At 36.7% G+C, this 16501-nt stretch carries 19 protein-coding genes, 1 tRNA gene, 1 pseudogene and 1 riboswitch; of the genes and pseudogenes, 8 read left to right on the top strand and 13 right to left on the bottom strand.

Annotated elements, in window-relative coordinates:
• Positions 1-422 precede the first annotated feature (422 nt).
• A complete protein-coding gene (locus NST09_RS06025; RefSeq protein ID WP_342493436.1) occupies positions 423-1043 on the top strand; it encodes a LysE family translocator in 621 nt (206 codons plus the stop codon).
• Between the two features lie 287 nt (positions 1044-1330).
• On the opposite strand, the gene NST09_RS06020 is transcribed toward NST09_RS06025, so the two are convergent.
• From NST09_RS06020 to NST09_RS06010, 3 genes and pseudogenes are all read right to left on the bottom strand, one after another.
• Positions 1331-1501 carry a hypothetical protein gene (locus NST09_RS06020; protein ID WP_017367038.1) on the bottom strand — a complete coding sequence of 57 codons (171 nt, stop codon included), beginning with the start codon at positions 1499-1501 and terminating at the stop codon, positions 1331-1333.
• Complete coding sequence (locus tag NST09_RS06015; protein ID WP_056407895.1) at positions 1491-2603, bottom strand: Rap family tetratricopeptide repeat protein; 1113 nt, start codon at positions 2601-2603, stop codon at positions 1491-1493. The genes NST09_RS06020 and NST09_RS06015 overlap by 11 nt, the downstream gene beginning before the upstream one ends.
• Before the next feature lie 210 nt (positions 2604-2813).
• A pseudogene (locus NST09_RS06010) lies at positions 2814-3173 on the bottom strand (sialate O-acetylesterase); the annotation flags it as partial.
• 257 nt (positions 3174-3430) lie between these two features.
• Between NST09_RS06010 and NST09_RS06005 the strand changes: the two are divergent.
• Together NST09_RS06005 and NST09_RS06000 are read left to right on the top strand one after the other, a co-directional pair.
• Positions 3431-3877, top strand: coding sequence for a MarR family transcriptional regulator (locus NST09_RS06005; RefSeq protein WP_017367035.1), 447 nt, complete (start codon positions 3431-3433; stop codon positions 3875-3877).
• A gap of 32 nt (positions 3878-3909) precedes the next feature.
• A complete protein-coding gene (locus NST09_RS06000; protein WP_342493435.1) occupies positions 3910-4854 on the top strand; it encodes an acetyl-CoA carboxylase carboxyltransferase subunit alpha in 945 nt (314 codons plus the stop codon).
• A gap of 108 nt (positions 4855-4962) precedes the next feature.
• Here the strand turns inward: NST09_RS06000 and hemB are convergent, their stop codons facing one another.
• From hemB to NST09_RS05980, 4 genes are all read right to left on the bottom strand, one after another.
• Positions 4963-5967 (bottom strand): porphobilinogen synthase, encoded by a 1005-nt coding sequence (gene hemB / locus NST09_RS05995; RefSeq protein ID WP_342493434.1) that lies wholly within the window; start codon positions 5965-5967, stop codon positions 4963-4965.
• A gap of 457 nt (positions 5968-6424) precedes the next feature.
• On the bottom strand, positions 6425-6649 hold the full coding sequence (locus tag NST09_RS05990; protein ID WP_338704919.1) for a hypothetical protein: 225 nt from the start codon (positions 6647-6649) through the stop codon (positions 6425-6427).
• A gap of 81 nt (positions 6650-6730) precedes the next feature.
• The gene (locus tag NST09_RS05985; RefSeq protein ID WP_342493433.1) at positions 6731-6997 is read right to left on the bottom strand and encodes a group-specific protein; all 267 of its coding nucleotides are present in this window, start codon (positions 6995-6997) and stop codon (positions 6731-6733) included.
• A 189-nt stretch (positions 6998-7186) separates the two neighbouring features.
• A complete protein-coding gene (locus NST09_RS05980) occupies positions 7187-7408 on the bottom strand; it encodes a hypothetical protein (protein WP_017359646.1) in 222 nt (73 codons plus the stop codon).
• Between the two features lie 807 nt (positions 7409-8215).
• On the opposite strand from NST09_RS05980, the gene NST09_RS05975 reads away from it, so the two are divergent.
• Together NST09_RS05975 and NST09_RS05970 are read left to right on the top strand one after the other, a co-directional pair.
• Positions 8216-8725, top strand: coding sequence for a hypothetical protein (locus NST09_RS05975; protein WP_342493432.1), 510 nt, complete (start codon positions 8216-8218; stop codon positions 8723-8725).
• A gap of 57 nt (positions 8726-8782) precedes the next feature.
• Complete coding sequence (locus NST09_RS05970) at positions 8783-9106, top strand: hypothetical protein (protein WP_098680905.1); 324 nt, start codon at positions 8783-8785, stop codon at positions 9104-9106.
• Positions 9107-9473: 367 nt separating this feature from the next.
• Here the strand turns inward: NST09_RS05970 and NST09_RS05965 are convergent, their stop codons facing one another.
• The 5 genes from NST09_RS05965 to NST09_RS05945 form a co-directional block, all read right to left on the bottom strand.
• Positions 9474-10724, bottom strand: a complete 1251-nt coding sequence (locus tag NST09_RS05965; protein ID WP_342493431.1) for a hypothetical protein — start codon at positions 10722-10724, stop codon at positions 9474-9476.
• Between the two features lie 122 nt (positions 10725-10846).
• Positions 10847-11296 carry a hypothetical protein gene (locus NST09_RS05960; RefSeq protein ID WP_342493430.1) on the bottom strand — a complete coding sequence of 150 codons (450 nt, stop codon included), beginning with the start codon at positions 11294-11296 and terminating at the stop codon, positions 10847-10849.
• A gap of 135 nt (positions 11297-11431) precedes the next feature.
• Positions 11432-11504: transfer RNA gene (locus NST09_RS05955), tRNA-Val, on the bottom strand.
• Between the two features lie 128 nt (positions 11505-11632).
• Complete coding sequence (metC, locus tag NST09_RS05950) at positions 11633-12811, bottom strand: cystathionine beta-lyase (RefSeq protein ID WP_045035233.1); 1179 nt, start codon at positions 12809-12811, stop codon at positions 11633-11635.
• Complete coding sequence (locus NST09_RS05945; RefSeq protein ID WP_056407918.1) at positions 12808-13926, bottom strand: methionine biosynthesis PLP-dependent protein; 1119 nt, start codon at positions 13924-13926, stop codon at positions 12808-12810. The genes metC and NST09_RS05945 overlap by 4 nt, the downstream gene beginning before the upstream one ends.
• Positions 13927-14005: 79 nt before the next feature.
• Positions 14006-14127, bottom strand: a riboswitch (SAM riboswitch).
• 220 nt (positions 14128-14347) lie between these two features.
• On the opposite strand from NST09_RS05945, the gene NST09_RS05940 reads away from it, so the two are divergent.
• The 3 genes from NST09_RS05940 to NST09_RS05930 are packed head-to-tail and all read left to right on the top strand — an operon-like array spanning position 14348 to position 16097.
• Positions 14348-15088, top strand: coding sequence for an esterase family protein (locus tag NST09_RS05940; RefSeq protein WP_035392388.1), 741 nt, complete (start codon positions 14348-14350; stop codon positions 15086-15088).
• A gap of 52 nt (positions 15089-15140) precedes the next feature.
• Positions 15141-15656, top strand: coding sequence for a YjcG family protein (locus NST09_RS05935; protein ID WP_024720139.1), 516 nt, complete (start codon positions 15141-15143; stop codon positions 15654-15656).
• Positions 15657-15662: 6 nt separating this feature from the next.
• Complete coding sequence (locus NST09_RS05930; protein ID WP_008348412.1) at positions 15663-16097, top strand: GNAT family N-acetyltransferase; 435 nt, start codon at positions 15663-15665, stop codon at positions 16095-16097.
• A gap of 83 nt (positions 16098-16180) precedes the next feature.
• Here NST09_RS05930 and NST09_RS05925 read toward each other — a convergent pair whose 3' ends face one another.
• Positions 16181-16438 (bottom strand): hypothetical protein, encoded by a 258-nt coding sequence (locus NST09_RS05925; protein ID WP_008348414.1) that lies wholly within the window; start codon positions 16436-16438, stop codon positions 16181-16183.
• Positions 16439-16501 lie beyond the last annotated feature (63 nt).

The following is a 16501-nucleotide window of genomic DNA, read 5'->3' as shown; positions in this document are numbered from 1 at the left end:
TTTGCAAGAGAAAGAAATTGAGAAAGCTGGTTTTAGTAGTGAATGTCGAAGCGGAATTAATGCGAACTATTGCGCCACTTATCAGTTTGGTATCTCTTGGCGTTACACTTCTCACTTTTGGTGCCTTTGTTTTTTTTGTGATTAACCATTTGAAGAAAGTTCCCAGAAAAAAGCCCCTAGCCATAAAAGTCAGGGGTTTTACTTTGTTCATTTTTCAATACCTGTTCAATAGTTTCTTTCGTTTTAAGCACATAAATTCCATTAGACACAGGTCCAAGCTGAAATCGTTTGACCGCATCTGCTGTCTTTGAATCACAGTAGCCATTTACCCCATTGAATTTTGCTAATTATGGCACTTTCATGTTGCAATGAAAATGTTTCTGCGTTAGTATGTATTATTACTTTTGAAAGGATGTGAGAACATGAAGGATTTTGTAACTTTCCTTCTTCTTACCGTATTTGTCGTTGCTTCTCCTGGAGTTGATTTTGCGTTAATTACGAAAAGAACCATCGGAACAGGAAAATCTGATGGAATGAAGATGGCATTAGGTCTTACATCTGGCGCTCTCATTCATACACTTGCCGCAGCATTTGGACTTTCTATAATTTTAATGAAGTCTGCCTTAGCGTTTGAAATCATCAAATATTTAGGTGCTATTTATCTTATATATCTAGGTGTATCTTCTTTCATCAACAAGAAAAAGAAAGACAATACATCTTTACAAGAAGTTGAAGTGCCAAAACAATCTGCCTTTAAACAAGGTTTAATTTCAAATACTTTAAACCCAAAGGTTGCTATATTCTTTTTAACGTTTTTACCTCAATTCGTTACACCACAGTTCAATACTAGTCTTCAATTTGTCATTATGGGCTCTATTTATGCTCTATTATCTATATTGTGGTTTACGACGATTGTATTTCTGCTTGGTTACATCAGGAAATTCCTATTATCAACAAAAGTGCAAATGACCATTGACAGAATAACAGGACTAGTTTTAGTAGGTTTTGGTGTGAAACTATTATTTACAAATCCAAAACATTAAATTTTGACTACTAGTAGCGTTACACCATTTAAAACATAAAAAACCCTTGCTAGGCAAGGGTTTCAACGATGATTCCGACTAGGATCGAACCAGCGACCTCTACCCTGTCAAGGTGAATGACCTCATCCGAAGCAAACAGACCTTCCCTGAAAAAGACTGATTTAATAAGGTTCTATGATGAGCCTTTCTGATAAAAAATGTGCATTTCTGAATAAAACTGAAAGGGTTGGTCCCCAATCCGTCCCCATAAAAAAACAGACCCTCAAGGTCTGTTTTAGTTTTGCCTATTAGTTTTCAAATATTGAGTTTGGATCGATCATCGTCGTGTTTCGATCAGTTTTTTGAGGAAATACAGTGGTATTTCGATCAGTTGATTCTTTTGAGTAATTAAAAGACCCCAGACAAGCAGCACCTACCAATAAAGCGGCGCTAATCAATATCTTCATTTTAATACTCATATAAACACTCCCCTTTTTGGATTTCGGTTTGAGCTTCTATGGCGGTTCTATAATAATCTGCTACCCTCTCCGAATCATTCCTTTTCTCATAGAGATTTGCAAGGCTTAAAGCAAACTCTTCAATATAAGGATACAACTTCTTTTCTTCTAATCCTTTAAACATTTTTCGTACATTTTCAATACCTTCATCGACATAAATTGTCTTTAATGAATTGAGCAATGTTTTATAAAACAGATTGTTTTCTGCTGTTGCACTTTTTATTCCTTTAGAGATATAATCAAGTGCTTCTCTTGTGTTATCACTTTTAAACAAGGTCCAACTTAAACTAAAAAATAATCTTGGTTTTATATCTTCATTGTTTTCACTCATCTTATCTAGTCCTTTTTTATAGAAGGACGCAGCTTTAATATAATCCTGTTGCCTGTCATACGTATTTCCAAGATTCAAATAAGTTTTAGCAATTAATCTTTGATCATTTATTTCTTCAGCAAGCCTTAGTGCTTTATGTAAGTGGGGGAGCGACTTCTCATATCGTTTAAAATCATCATAATTTCCTGCGATCACAAATAGACTTTGAATTTTTCTCACCTTATAAAGATCATAACGATCATAAATCTCTAGGGCTTTTATAATATGGTGCATAGAAACATGGGTTTGTTTCATGATGTAATATGCTTCTGCTACTTTAAAATGGAATTCTGCTTGTTCAATTTCATCTACAACAAGCGCCAGCTGCCTCTCAGCAATCTTATAATATTGAATGGCCTGTACATACTCTTTCTGACTGAATTCATGCATACCTCTAAAAAAGGCATTATAGTATTGCAACATTCCAGACAGTTGATGGTTAGCATTCTCTATTTTATCGACTAGAGCGGAAATAGATTGATCGAATGAAGGTTTTATATAATCAAGCATAAGTTGATGTCGAAAACACATTAATTGATAATAGATAAGAAGATCCTGATCTTCTTCCATCCTATCTAATTCCCATTCAACTTCCGCTTTCAAAATCTCTGCATCCGGCACACTAAATTGCCGAATCATTTTATACCATTCATTTATTTTCACACCAACATGTGAAGAAAGAACTTTCTCCATCCCCTTACTCCCCTTCCGCAAGATTCCCTTATATTACATTTATTATTACATACAGAAATTTACAAGGCACCGAAAAGAAACCGCAAAAAGAACCATTGTACATCAATAAACCTTTGGCACATGTCTTTATCATCACAAAACAAAAAGGCAGACTCATTTCAGTCTGCCTTCATCTTCTAGATTTCCATGAGAATACCTTTTGTCTTCAGGACTTTCTCCTTGATGCCATAATATCCTGGCCAATTCGCTATCTTCCTTTGCAAATTTAGCTTCATTTATTGCATGACGAAATAATGCCCCATCTCGTGACCATTCATCAATGGTACTGCCACCTTCGGCACATGGGATAAGACCAATCTTCTCTCTCTCATGATCTTTACACCAAGCCTCCGCAAAAGAAGCCGCTAGTCCTACGCCAGCTACCGGTCTATCAAAATGAACGGGTTCAGTCAACATTTGCCATCTACCGTTTCGCAGCATCATGATTCTTTCATTATAAATCGGAGGCACTTCATGCTTAAAGCCGCGCCCCGCCATATTTGATTGTCCAATTAGTAAAAATGACTTCATATTTTTCTCCCCCTCTCTTTATTTTTCATACTTGCCTATTTTTGTTGAAAATAGTAAACAGCAATTACTTAGGGTAAGATCCTGATGCATCTATCAATCAGGTGGATCGACTATGGATCAATCCACTTAAACCATTTTAACAATAAGAAATCTCTTGTCCATATTGTCATATGGGCTTACGTTAAACTTGTGAAAAAAACATATTCATGTATAATACAATTGATGTATCATACATTAATTTTAGGAGGGTGACCTTTTTGAAAAGAGAAGATGCCTTAAAACTAAGATCAGATATTAAGAAAATGATTATAATAACTGGGGTTTTTGAATCTCAAAATTTGCCCAATGGACCATTTGAAAAACCTCTACCAACTTCTCAAATGATGGCGTTAGAGGAACTAGAGATGGAAAAATTAACTGTTTGGCAACTATCCAATAAACTTAGATTAGAGACTTCAACTGTAAGTAGATTGGTAGATAAGTTAGTAAAAAAGGGACTTGTTTATCGTGAAGTAAATGAAAAAAACAGAAGAGAACTTTTTCTGCACCTCACAGAAAAAGGTCACATTACTGTTAATCGCTTAAGAGAACAATCCCTTACATTTTATCAACGTATCCTCAATAATTTATCAGAATCAGAACAAAAAATAGTTGTGGATGGTTTTGAATTATTTATTGATTCTATTTCTAAGTCTTTTGATTAGAGTGAGGTAAATCATACCCTTTGGAGGATAAAATGAGTTTGGATTTTGAACGTCCTATTATTGAACTAAAAGAGAAATTTGATGAATTAAAGAAAATGATGAAAGAACATAATGTAGACTTATCATCAGAAATTCAAGAATTAGAAAAACGTTTAAATAAAATGCAAGATGAAATTTATTCTAATCTTACACCTTTTCAACGAGTTCAAATTGCAAGGCTACGTAACCGGCCCACGACATTGGATTATATACCTTTATTGTTTACAAACTTTTTCGAACTTCATGGTGATCGATTATATGGTGATGATAAAGCAATGATAGGTGGTATTGCAAAATTTAAAGGGATGCCCGTTACGGTTATTGGTCATCAAAGAGGGAGAAGTACAAAGGAAAATATAGAAAGAAATTTTGGAATGTCACATCCAGAAGGATATAGAAAAGCGCTAAGACTGATGAAACAAGCTGATAAATTTAATCGCCCTATTATTACATTTATTGATACAATAGGCGCCTATCCAGGGAAAGGGTCTGAAGAACGTGGAATTTCTGAAGCAATAGCTCGAAATCTATTGGAAATGGCAACACTTAAAGTGCCAATTGTTTGTATTGTAATTGGAGAAGCATCAAGTGGTGGAGCTCTTGGCATTAGTGTCGGTAACCATATCCATATGTTAGAGTATTCATGGTACTCGGTCATTTCTCCAGAAGGAGCAGCATCTATCCTATGGAAGGACGCTAAGTATGCTCCAGAAGCTGCTAAACATATGAAAATTTCAGCAAGAGATTTAAAGCATTTAGGAATTATTGATGAAATCATTCCTGAAATTAAGGGTGGAGCACAAAATGATATAAAATCACAGGCAAAATTGATTGAATCTGCAATCGAATCATCTCTTAAAAAATTGATACGATTATCCTCGGAAGAGCTTATACAACAGCGATATGAAAAGTATAGACAAATAGAGAATTATAAATGAAAATATTTAAAATCCGTATCGGATTATCTTCCATCAATACTTTTTCTGAAGGTCCTCAAATCCTCCTCATAAAAAAAACAGACCACGCAGGGTCTGTTTTCATTTTGCCTATATTTTTTGAGATTCTCCATCTCTCAATCGCTGCGCCATATCTAAAGCAAAATAAGTCAAAATGCCATCACATCCGGCGCGTTTGAACGCCATTAATGATTCTTCAATTACAACATTTGCATCAAGCCAGCCATTCTGAATAGCTGCCATCAACATTGAATATTCTCCACTAACCTGGTAGGCAAAAGTAGGAACTTTAAATTCAGATTTCACCCGATATATGACATCTAAATAAGGCAGCCCTGGTTTTACCATGACCATGTCCGCGCCCTCATTCAAATCAAGCGCTACCTCTCGAAGGGCTTCATCGCTATTGGCAGAATCCATTTGATAGCTTTTTTTATCCCCAGACAATACATTCCCCAGAGCTTGACGGAAAGGACCATAGAAGCCGGATGCATATTTTACCGCATACGATAGAATTCTTGTATTGACCAGTTCCTTTTCTTCTAAAGCACTCCGTATAGCACCTATACGCCCATCCATCATGTCAGATGGAGCTACAACATCAAAACCAGCTTCCGCAAGTATGATGGCTTGTTCGGATAATCTACTTACACTTTCATCGTTTACGACATAGCCATTACGTAAAATTCCATCTTGCCCATGAGTGGTGTAAGGATCTAATGCAACATCACCGATTAATCCCAGTTCCGGAAATGCCCTCTTAAGCTCGCGGGCAGCCCGACAAATCAAATTATCCGGATTTGTCGCCTCACTCCCATCAGCATCTTTTTTTTCTGGATCGATAACAGGAAATAGCGCAACTGCTGGAATTCCCAATTCTACTGCCTGTCCCACGTGCTCAATAAGACGATCTAGTCCGACTCGCAACTGCCCTGGCAGCGAAACAATTTCTTCCTCTCCCGGTTGTTCCCGAACAAAAACTGGCCAAATGAAGTCATCAGCCGACAACCGATTTTCGGCAACCAATCTGCGGCTCCAGTCATTGTTTCGATTTCTTCTCATCCGAGTGGACGGATAACTCTCCAATAATATCATCTCCTACTGTTTTTTACCTAGTGGTTTTATTATTGCTCAATTATATACCGACTTTAAACAAAAATCCCGATTTTCGGCTGGAATTAACTTTTCCCTGTCTATATAGTACCTTAGATTGCTGACTTAAACCTTAACAGACGTAACGATCCACTTTGCAGAACACTTTCATCGTTTAGGTCCTAAGAATACTTAGAAACAACCTGGTGGATAAAAACTGAACAAATATTCATTACCGACAAAACAAAAAAACCCTTGCTACACAAGGGTTTTAACGATGATTCCGACTGGGCTCAAACCAGCGACCTCTACCCTGTTGTAGAATCCTGTGATTATCACCGATATCCACTATTCACTTATAAGCCTTGATACATAAGCTTTCCTTACCCTTCTGTATTCTCTGGTGTTCCTTCGTATTTTTTTAAAACCGAAAAAAATGTTACCTTTTTATACACCTGTTTTAAGCTTTATCACCATTAATATATTTCACTAACATAGCTGCTGCGTACATAAAGAATGCAGCGATTAAACCATTCACCATACTTCCAAAAACTACAATCAAAATCTGTCCTGCGTAATCTGTCCATGTCTTATCTGGAAATACAGCAATGTTCCATATACTCACCAGCATATAGAATCCAGTCACAACGATAAACGTCCAAACAACTAACTTTGATTTGATCATTTACTGACAATCCTCCAACATCCATTTTCTTCTATGATAACATGGGTTCTTTTCAAATTCTCAATCAGTACAAAGATTATTTCATCTAGATTGATGATTAATCCATTCCAACAAAAATTTCTTCGTCTGCGCTGCTGGATAATACCACTTGTTCCCTATCTTCCTTTTAGAAAAGTTCTCGTCAAAGAAAAACTCTTTTTGCATTGTGTTCATACACATGCTCGTTTGACGTTCAAGTTCTTTTGTGTTCCAAAATAGCAACTCATTGTCTAATTTTTTTAAATGTTTTTCTAACTCCTCTAAATAAAGCTTTCTAACTTCTTCTTTGTCAATTTTAACCTCAATCACTGTCTTCTTTCCTTTCGATTTCAAATAATTCATCAAAAAGTATACGACAGAGATATTGAGGTTTCTATAGCCGTGATTAGCTTGGATTAAATTACAGTAACTTGGTTACATTTATCAAAAATTAATACTCTTCAGCTACTTGCTTGTATGAATTTATCTCTACTGTAATGATGTTTTCTTGTTATCCTTTCAAAACGTATATGAGCAATACACAGAATTGGTTTCTTCAAATAGCTTTAAATTCTCTATTTTTAAACAATCGAAAGTACCTATAGCAATTTTGAGTATAGCTTTACTTTTCATTACCATGTCATACTGAATAACCCGATCGTCCAAGCTTAAAATATCTTTCATAAACATTGCATGTAATTCGAATCTATTATCCTCATATCTAAAGCTAAGTATTTTCATTTTTAATCCCCCTAATTTTATTTCCTTAATTATACAGAGGATTTAGATAGAATGAAAAAAATACCGTAGCTTTAAGTTACACCCATCCTTCGTTCAGCACTTAATGGCAGCTTTCGCCTTTCAGATACATGTACAAATAGGAAAGCATAGTGGTATCCTATCCTCATTTACCATCGACTGAGTCACTACCCTTTTAAGTTTAACGTGTGTTAGCGCATTCCACGACAGTCTTATCCTTAAAAATGGCATCACTAAAGACAACACATTGATCCAGGAGTATAGACTGATTCTATTTAGTTAGGTGAGGTAAACTTTACTTGCCTCGTAAAATGCACGACCTATTGAATACAAACTAAATTAAGTTAGAATGGGCTAGTATCACAGAGCATACCAACCCATCAGATTAGATAGTGCGCCAACACTTTTCTAATCAGCTAGAAATGACGATCATGAGCAGTAGGAATAACCCTAATGTGCTCATGATTGTTACAAATAGTAACTCATCTATTAACCATACATCTAAAAAGAAATTGAATACAATATTATTGAATTCATTGATGATGTAAAGAATGAATTCAATCAAATAAATAAAAAATTAGATAGACAAATAGCCACTTACATTGATGTGTAGATGGTTTTTTCATGCGTAAATATGCCCTTTTTAAAATGTAAAAAATTAGCAACACATCGAATTAAACAAAGACAAACAGCATGCGATTTAAAGCCCATTTATTCTAATTTATGTAAAATCAATTCCTTTCTGTGATATCTTCACTATTGAAAAATGATTAGAAAGGAAGTATTCCAATGAAAAATTTTTTTGTTAAGATTTTGCTAGTTCTCATATCAGCAGCAGTATTTGTTCCAACAACAGCTACATATGCAACAGAAAACGTCGATCAGAAAGAAGATTTGGTAGTAACTATCAATCCCACTGAACTTCAGAAACAACTTGCTCTAAGGGATGTACCTTTAGAAAAACAAGAAGACTTGCTTCAAGCATTTAAAGCTATTGAGAATGCTAACAATGATCCACTTGCTACTACAAATGGCCCTAAGGGTGCGGCTATTAAGGCAGCAATAAAAGTAATTAAAGGCTTAGTGAATAACGACTGGGCAAAATGGGTTTTACAGCAACGTTTTGGAAAGGAAGCTGTAAATGGTACTGTCAAAAATGCAAACAAGATCATTAAAGAATTAGAAAAAATTATTGATACTCCAAAAAATGCAGCTGGTAGGGCTCGAAAGGTTGTTTCTGCAGAGCTTAAAAAACATATAGACTCAGGTGTAGCTGATACAATTGGACTTGTTGTTTAATACATCGTTCTCACTGCTGATTTACTCATACTTTAGATAAAAGGATGGTGACTAAATATGTCACAAAATCAATTCATTCAGTTCCAAAAATCAAATGGTTTAGACGATGAAGATGTTCAATTCCTCATTACTCTCTCAGGAGCATTTTGCACCTGTGAAGAAGAAAACAAAAAGGCATACGACATAACAAGGACAGCGTTCATTAGACACTTCGGTGAAGAATTAAACCTTTCAGATATTGAAGGAAACACTAGAGAAGAATATGAAAAGATCATTGATCAATTTCTAAGCAAGAAGGATAAAAAAATCAATGTAGATGAACTTTTACAATCTTTTTATGCTGCGGATATGATGGATGGATTAAAAAAGAAATTCAATTAATGGCCTTCTCTTGAAGGTCTTTTTTAATTACCATCATTTACATATAAACCCCCTCCTCTATTTTTCTTATTATTAATTTTAGAAATTGAATTAGAGGTGTTTTATTGTGGTCAGAACTAATAGAGGAAATTGGAAAGAAATCTTTGAGTATGCAAAAAAGAATACACTAAAGACACACCTAATGTACAAATATAAAAAAGTCATGAAAAAGAACCCCAAAATTATAGGGTTCTTTTTCTCACATTCCTGGTCTAACATCATTTAAAGAAACTTTCATATTAATCCCTCCCCTACTCTCTTCAACATACTTCTTTTATTTAAAATTTAAAAATCTAGCGGGCAATATATTTCTCACCAATAAACTTAATCATTTTAAAATTAATGTGAGAATTACTCCAATTAAAGAAGCGATTAAAGAACCAGAAGCTAAATATATTACCAAATTTTCTTTTTGAATAGAGTAAGCCATTCTAATATGATCTAAAGATTCAGAGTAAATGATGTTATATTTCTCTGTATACTTACCACTCACAAAATACAATGGTGTTTCTTCACCATTTATATAAGCTTTCCACTCTTTAACTAGTACACTGGACTCACTATAATTTCCAAGTAGCTTGTTATCATTTAATGATCTCATTTTATTAATAAGCCACTTGTAATCTCTATATTTAATTCTTTTCGAAGTATTCAAAAAGTACTTGTTAATTATTTCATTGATCTCATGACGTTCAATATTTTCAAATAAGAAATAATAAAAATCCATTCGATAAGTTGCAAACAATCCTAATATATTTATAGGTGAAAATAAGTAATTATTTGAATAATAAAAATCCAATTTGAGGCCTTCTGTTCTAATTAAATCAACTAACATAAAGTTTCGGTCAATCTTAATAGTTTGAAATAGAAATACATTTTTAAATGTTTCATCATTGAGATGTTTTTCTGGAAAGTTAATAGCATTATACTGAGGTAAAGTATATTTCCTCCCTAAATTTAAGTTTAATAAATCTGCTAACTTAGCCTGTAAAGCTGTGCCTCTGAGATTTAGAATTGAATTATGAATAAATTCAAATTGTTTTAATTCAACATGTTTGTCAATATCAAAATAACCTAAAAACCATTTATCATTTAACGATTTTTTGTTATCTTTAATAAATTCATTCCAATTATCACTATTCATGATTTTCTTAAAATTAATACAAAATTCTACAACAACTTCATTGTTGTTTATTTGAGTAAATGCAAGAGTTACTTTATCTACAAATAAATCATTCTTAAAAGTTACTACTCCTATATTGGATATGCTCGTATAATCATACTGCATTTTTAAATAATTTAATTCTCTTTTTTTCTTATAATTCAAAAACAGCTCTACAGCGTATTCACATCTATTTAAATTTCCAATACCTCTAATTAACTTATTCAACTCAGTGTTATCATAAACGTCATAGAATTGAACTTTACTAATATGAACAAACTCTTCGTTTTTTAACTGCTGGTTTTTCTTTTTAATAAATTCTAAATATTCTTTGTTGTTGTCGACAATTGAGAAGAGCTTATTTAAAAATTTTGTTTGCAACTTGGTTATTTTTTTCTTTTTGAGCATCTTATGCAAACTATTACCTCTTTCTGAATAAAAAAATCTTTAATTTCAATTATCTCTCAACCCATTGGAAAAAACAAACAAAAAAGATTTATAGATTAAGTTCTATAAACCTTTTAAAAAATTCCACACATTTACTTTACTCCATTTACAATTCGCCCTAGAACTTTTTCAGCCCCTTTTTCATCAGCGACCATTTTATCGATGTACATATTCACTGAATAATTGTTGGTAACATTCATGGACTCTGACACTTCAAATCCTGGAACAGAAAGTATAGGGATAGCTACTGAAGAAGTGACATTGTTAAACATACTTCTGATTGACTTGTAGCTCTTCGCTATTGCACCTATACTTCGATCTTCTATCTTTGTTTCTCTAAGCAGCTCCACAGCTTTAAGCATGTTAACTGAGTCTTGTTTATTGGGGACAATTTCTCCATCATCTACTACAGCTAAAGCTCCTTGAGCTGGTACTTTACCAACTGCTCCACCAGTCTTAAAACGAGCGATTTTTTGTCCAGTAGTATTACCCTTAACGACAAAACCGAGAGCATTTGAAGCCTCTTTCCAACAGATAGCCAATCAAATTGACGACATATTAAATTAACCACACTGTACTTTTCAGTGTGGTTGTTAATTTGCTAATTATATCTTTCAGAAATACAAAAACCACTCTCGATTATCTCAAGAATGGCTCTGTATCATCGTCTTTTCATATGATTCCGACTGGGCTCGAACCAGCGACCTCTACCCTGTCAAGGTAGCGCTCTCCCAGCTGAGCTACGGAATCGGGTTATGTATCAGTTCTGGGCTTTCTGTTACTGACAGTCTCTATTATATAACCATCATCGTCAGACGTCAATGGTTTTGTTCAAAAAAGGCACAAAGCCGGTATCTGCACCGGCTTTTTACTGACTTTTATGATTGGTTCACAAGGACGGGCTTTAGTTGATCTAGTGCTTGTTTGAAGTCCCTTTTGAGGTCTTCTCCGTTTTCTACGCCCACACTTAATCGAAGTAAACCATCCGAGATACCTCTTTTTTCTCTTTCTTCTTTTGGCATAGCGGCATGGGACATTTTGGCCGGATAGGAAAGAATGGATTCGACTGCTCCGAGGCTGACGGCGAATACAGGTAATGTGACGCCATCGACCAATTCTTTGACAGCCGCTTGGTTTTCTAGTTCAAATGAAAGAACAGCACCTGCACCGCTCGCCTGCTTCCGCTGAATGTCTGCCCCTGGGTGATCATCTAATCCCGGGTAATATACTTTTTTGACCGCAGGATGTTCTTTGAGGAATGAAGCCAGTTCTAATGCGGTTTGACTGGCTTTTTCTAATCTGACTTGAAGGGTCTTTAATCCTCTAAGCACAAGCCAGCAATCCTGTACGCCAAGTACCGCCCCGAAGGAGTTTTGCAGCGAATAAAGTTCGTCTCCTAGCTTCTCATCTTTCACCACGGCTAAGCCTGACAGTACATCACTGTGGCCGCTTAAAAATTTCGTTGCGCTGTGCAGCACAACGTCAACACCGAGGTCCAGCGGACGCTGAAGCGCAGGTGTTAAAAACGTATTATCTAAGAAAGTCAGACAGTCATGTTCTTTCGCAATCTGTACGACACCTTCAATATCCGTAATACCGAGTGTAGGATTTGACGGTGTTTCCATGTAAATGACTTTTGTATTTGATTGAATGCCTTGTTTCACTTCATTCAAATTGGTCATGTCCACAAAGGTATGCTCAATCCCAAATCTTGAAAGAACTTGGGTGATCATTCGGAAAGTCCCGCCGTACACATCTCTTGTGACAAGGACATGATCTCCTTTTGATAATAGAAGAAAAGCGGTTGAAATGGCTGCCATACCTGACGCAAAGGCAAGCCCTCTCGTTCCTCCTTCTAGCGCTGCAATGGTATCCTCCAATGCCTGACGTGTAGGGGTGCCTGATCTGGAGTAGTCATATTGACCAAAGTCATCGAAGCTGCTTTGGTGAAACGTCGATGCATGTTGAATCGGCACACTGACTGCACCTGTTGAACGGTCTGTTTTAAACGCATTATGAACGAGTTGTGTTTCTAGTGTCCAATCGTGTGTGGTCATTTCGTGTGTACCTCCTCTTTCACATTTGATAGTGCCTGTTTCAGGTCTGCTTTTAGGTCCTCCACATGCTCAATCCCGACTGAGAAACGGAGCAATTTGTTACACACACCGTTTGCGATGCGAATCTCTTCTGGGATGTCCATATGGGTTTGCGTTGCAGGATACGTAATGAAGCTTTCGACTCCGCCAAGGCTTTCAGCAAAACAAATCGTTTTGAGCTGCTTCAAAAATGGATTGACCCAGTCCTCTTTGGCTACTCGGAATGACAGCATGCCTCCCTTTCCTGGGTAAAGGACATCTTGAATTTCCGGCTGCTGCTTTAGAAAGTCAGCTAATTCCTTCGCATTTGCCTCGTGCTGGCGCATTCTCAGCGCCAATGTTTTCATTCCTCTCATTAAAAGCCATGAGTCAAATGGAGATAAAACCGCTCCGATGGCGTTTTGATGCTGGAACATGCCTTCAGATAGATGCTCCCCTTTTGTGACGACAAGTCCGGCAAGAACATCGTTATGTCCGCCTAAATATTTGGTGGCACTATGAATGACAATGTCCGCTCCGAGTGTAATCGGTTTTTGCAAGACGGGCGTATAAAAGGTGTTATCCACAATGACCAATGCACCATACTCTTTAGCGATTTTCGCAACCTTTTGAATATCCGCTTCCTGCATGAGTGGGTTTGTTGGCGTTTCAATAAAGACGGCTTTTGTATTTGGGGTCATTTTAGAGCGTAAACAGTCTTCATCTGAAAAATCATCATAAACAAAGCGCAGTCCGTACTTTTTCCATTCGTTTTCAAATAGACGGTATGTACCGCCATATAAATCTGATGAAACAATGAGTTCATCCCCGCTCTCAAACAGCGCCATGATCGTTTGGATGGCAGCCATTCCCGAACTGAAGGCAAAACCGGCCGTTCCTTCTTCGAGTGAAGCAATCGCATCTTCTACAAGCTGCCTTGTTGGGTTTTTCGTCCGAATATAATCAAATCCTGTTGATTCCCCAATACCTCTATGTCTGTAAGCTGTTGAAAGATAAACGGGAGGACTGACAGTACCAGTCGCCTCTTCGCTGCGGTTTCCAATTTGCGCTAACTTCGTTTCCACATGTTCTGTCATTTGACACCATCCTAAGTAAAAATCTAATTTCAAAACAGAAAAACCCCTTCTTCATAAGAAGAAGGGGTTTAATCGCTTCCTCTTATCTTCCAAGCAAAAAAGCTGCTTGCTGGATTTAGCACCTTGGTACATCACATGAAGTGATGCATACCGGTTGCTGAGGTTTCAAAGGGCCAGTCCCTCCACCTCTCACGATAAGAATGTGTTGTCTGTCTGTTCTAATTCTTAATACTGTAACGCATTAAACCTCATTTTTCAAGGGGAAATGTAACGATTAATTAAAATTTTCTGTATTTTGCAGCAGATTGGATGCCAGCCAATTTGATTGCATGTTAGCATATAGGAACAACGCTGTTTTTCGTGTTACAATGAATGGAAACGTTTCACTTATGATGAATTTGGTTAGCTGGAGGAATGGATTATGGTGAAGAAAACAGGCATCATTCAAGAAGAAACCTTACAGTCAAAAGAACTTGGGGCAGATATGACCATTTTGATTTATTTACCAGTCAATTACTCCCCCCTTTATACATATCATGTCATCATTGCACAAGATGGTCATGATTATTTCCGCTTAGGTAAAATAGGCAGACAAGCGGAAGAATTAATGCAAAACAAAGAAATGGAACGTTCGATTATCATTGGTGTCCCATATGAAAATGTGACTGAAAGGCGAAATACGTATCATCCAGACGGACCAAAGTTCGAGGCGTATAAACGCTTTTTGGCAAATGAACTAGTTCCGTATATTGATGAACACTATCCAACGTATCAAGTTGGATCAGGTCGTACATTTATTGGTGATTCATTAGGTGCTACGATCTCACTTATGACAGCCCTTGATTATCCTTCGTTATTTGGCGGACTGATTTTGCAGTCTCCTTACGTGGATGAGTCGGTTCTGCAAGCAGTCAAACAGTCATCATCCCTTGCTCATTATGCCATTATCCATCAAATCGGGTTAGAAGAAACAGCTGTGAAAACGACAGATGGGCAAGTGCTAGACTTTATTCAGCCGAACGAAGAATTAAAGGTCCTTTTGGAGAAGTCCGGTGCGGATTATTTATTTGAGACATTCGAAGGCGATCATAAATGGACGTTTTGGCAGCCGCTCATTTCACCTTCGTTAAAAAGAATGCTCCCATATTCGTTAATCAACTGAATTTTGTTATAATAAAAAATAATAAATACTTTCTTAATCAGGAGGGAACATGATGAAATACGGAGTTGTTTTATTTCCATCAAAAAAATTGCAAGACATTGCGAACTCTTATCGGAAACGTTATGATCCGAACTATGCACTTATACCACCTCATTTAACATTAAGAACACCTTTTGAATTAACGGATCTAGAAGCAGCTGAGGTCGTCTCCACCTTGCGAGAGTACGCAAAAAATGCTTCTCCTATTACGTTACGTATTAAAAAATTCAGTTCATTCGCTCCTGTAAACAACGTGATTTATATGAAAGTAGAACCGAACGAAGAATTAATGACTCTCAATGAGAAGTTGTACACTGATCCGCTTGCTGGTACACCTGAATATGCATTTGTTCCGCATGTGACAGTGGCTCAAAAGTTATCAGACGATGAGCATTCAGACGTTCTAGGCACATTGAAGCTGAGAAAAATTGACCACGAGGAAACGGTTGACCGCTTCCATCTTTTATATCAATTAGAGAACGGTTCTTGGACCGTTTATGAAACATTTATCTTAGGAGAAGAGGGTTAAAGACATTTGAATACAGTCATCGTAAAAGAACAAACACAACGAGAAGATGCTTATTATGTTCGAAAAGAAGTTTTCGTAAAAGAACAAGAAGTCCCGTTAGAGATCGAAATTGATGAACTTGAGGACGAAGCCATTCACTTTGTCATTTATAATGATGACAACAAACCACAAGCTGCTGCTAGACTGCGCATAATTGAAGGTCATAAGGCAAAGCTTGAACGAATTTGTGTATTAAAAGAGGCGCGCTCTTTCGGTCTTGGCCACCAGCTTTTAGAAGCACTTGAGTCTGAAGCGATGGCAAACGGGGCGAAAGAAGCTGTCATGCATGCACAAGTCCAAGCTCTTCCCTTCTACGAAAAGAAAGGCTACAAAGCCGTTTCAGAACCGTTTGAAGAAGCAGGGATTACACATGTCAAAATGACAAAAACACTATCCGTTTAACGAAAATAAAAAGCCAGGGCATCATGGATGCTCTGGCTTTTTATTGATTCCATCTCGTTCGCTCAGGAAGAAAGCGCAGTCATTTAGACGTAAGTATTGATATGAACGCCCTTGCCTTCTTCCATAAACATATCTCGTACAAAGCGTTCCCGCTTTTTTTGCTGTACTTTCGTTTCCGCTTCTGTCACTAAGTCCTCTTTTTTCTCCAGCTCTCTGTATACCTTGTCATGAAAGGTGCGGGTGACCTTCGTCACTTTCGCATAGTCTTCTTTATCCTGAGGAGCAGGACGATTGATATATTGAAAATACAGATCCGGCTGAATCGGGGCTATATATCCCATCAAGAACGCCTCCTTTGCTTCTCTTCTACTCTACTATTCCCTAATTATGACTGTTTGAAACAC

The organism is Bacillus sp. FSL W7-1346 (assembly GCF_038593335.1).
GTDB classification, from domain to species: Bacteria; Bacillota; Bacilli; order Bacillales; family Bacillaceae; genus Bacillus; species Bacillus altitudinis.
This window is presented reverse-complemented; position numbering and strand designations above follow the sequence as displayed.